The organism is Paenibacillus sp. E194, from assembly GCF_000935845.1.
GTDB lineage: Bacteria > Bacillota > Bacilli > Paenibacillales > Paenibacillaceae > Paenibacillus_B > Paenibacillus_B alvei_B.
This window is the reverse complement of record NZ_JMDX01000473.1, coordinates 1-1,660: the sequence shown is the minus strand read 5'-3', so window position 1 is coordinate 1,660 and position 1,660 is coordinate 1. Positions and strand designations below refer to the sequence as shown.

Below are 1,660 nucleotides of genomic sequence, written 5' to 3'. Positions count from 1 at the left end.
GGTTCGTTAGCGGTAAGTTTTTATAACTGACAGGAACTTGTTATAAATACGAGCAGCTAGGAACATGATACTAGTGTTTGCAGAGTTATGTCATGAGTAGGGAAAGTCTTGAAATGAGAATGATGACAGCATGTGTTGGCGAGGAGGAACAATAATGGTTGATTTGGGCAAGGTGTTAGTAGAGGAATCACGAGGCGGTTGGTTGGAATGTGCATATACAGGACATATTGTAGGTGTTAACGAACAAGCTGAGACACTATTCCATGTTGGTGACCCTGACTATGTAAGCTTTATGCGCTCTTCTTCGAAGCCGGTGCAGGCGCTCCCTGCTTTGTTAGCAGGTGTTCCGGAGCATTACGGATTAAGTGAGGAAGAGATCGTCTTAATGACCGCATCTCATCGTGCGCAGCAGTTCCATGTACAAGCACTGGAATCGTTCATGAAGAAAACAGGGATCACTGAGGATCAATTCGTATGCAAGCCTACCTATCCACTGAATGTTGCTGCAAGAGACGAGCGGATTGCCAACGGGCAACCACCTCGTTCCTTATATCACAACTGCTCGGGCAAGCATCTGGGCGTATTGGCATTATGCAAGATGATGGGATGGCCAACCGATAACTATGCAGAACCGGAGCAACCCGTTCAGCAGCAGGTGCTGCGCTTGATGTCTCAGCTTGCTGATGTGCCTGCCCGGCAAATTAAATTAGGAACGGATGGCTGCGGGTTCCCGGTATATGCGATTCCAATTCGCAATATAGCCCTCTTGTATTTGAGATTGGCTTGTCCGGATTTAATTGTAGATGGGGAAGTGCGCAGAGCGATTACACGCTTGACGGGCCTAATGAACAAACATCCATTCTTTGTATCCGGAACGGAGCTTATTTGTCCAACGCTGCTGCAGGATCCGAATATCGTAGCGAAGGGTGGAGCCAAAGGCATCTATTGCTTCGGCTTGCGCGAGCAGAGAATAGGGATAGCCTTCAAAGTGATGGACGGATCGGAAGATCAATGGCCGATCATTGCTGCTGACATCTTAGAGCAGATTCAATACCCGACGACTGCAACCATCGAGCGATTGAAAAAGCTGAGCCCTGCGGAGACGAAAAACGACAATGCGAGGGTAGTAGGAATTCGCAAGCCTGCTTTTACACTTGAGTGGGTTAGATCATAAGAAACTAAGAACATACTATTAGAACCTGCTTGTATGAGCTGAAATATGGCTTGGCAAGCAGGTTTTTAGGCAAGAAAAAATACCACCATAAAATCTTTAAAAAAGATTTGCAATTCAATTATCAGTCTGATATATTATTACTTGTCCTTGTTGAACGGCAACGACGACAACGAAGCAAATGAAGTTGTACAGATTGGTTAAGACAAGATAATATGCGGACATAGCTCAGTGGTAGAGTATCGCCTTGCCAAGGCGAGGGTCGCGAGTTCGAATCTCGTTGTCCGCTCCAGAATATGCGCCCTTAGCTCAGCTGGATAGAGCGTTTGACTACGAATCAAAAGGCCGGGAGTTCGAATCTCTCAGGGCGCGCCACTTAATTTAATAATGGGTATTTACTAAGCCGGTGTGGCGGAATTGGCAGACGCGCGCGACTCAAAATCGTGAGGGAAACCGTGGAGGTTCGAGTCCTCTCACCGGCACCATCCA

Annotated in this window: 1 protein-coding gene and 3 tRNA genes; all 4 read left to right on the top strand. The window is 47.0% G+C overall.

Going from position 1 to position 1,660, the window contains the following annotated elements; all coding sequences use genetic code 11:
* Positions 1 to 154: 154 nt before the first annotated feature.
* The 4 genes from AZ66_RS29015 (at position 155) to AZ66_RS29000 (ending at position 1,656) form a co-directional block, all read left to right on the top strand.
* Positions 155 to 1,174, top strand: a complete 1,020-nt coding sequence (locus AZ66_RS29015; protein ID WP_044358098.1) for an asparaginase — start codon at positions 155 to 157, stop codon at positions 1,172 to 1,174.
* Positions 1,175 to 1,388: 214 nt separating this feature from the next.
* A tRNA-Gly gene (locus AZ66_RS29010) sits at positions 1,389 to 1,463 on the top strand.
* 6 nt (positions 1,464 to 1,469) lie between these two features.
* Positions 1,470 to 1,546, top strand: a tRNA-Arg gene (locus AZ66_RS29005).
* A 27-nt stretch (positions 1,547 to 1,573) separates the two neighbouring features.
* A tRNA-Leu gene (locus AZ66_RS29000) sits at positions 1,574 to 1,656 on the top strand.
* The last annotated feature ends 4 nt before the right edge of the window (positions 1,657 to 1,660 follow it).

Excerpts from the sequence above, each read along its gene's own strand:
- AZ66_RS29015 (WP_044358098.1), top strand. The coding sequence starts at position 155 with ATGGTTGATTTGGGCAAGGTGTTAGTAGAGGAATCACGAGGCGGTTGG.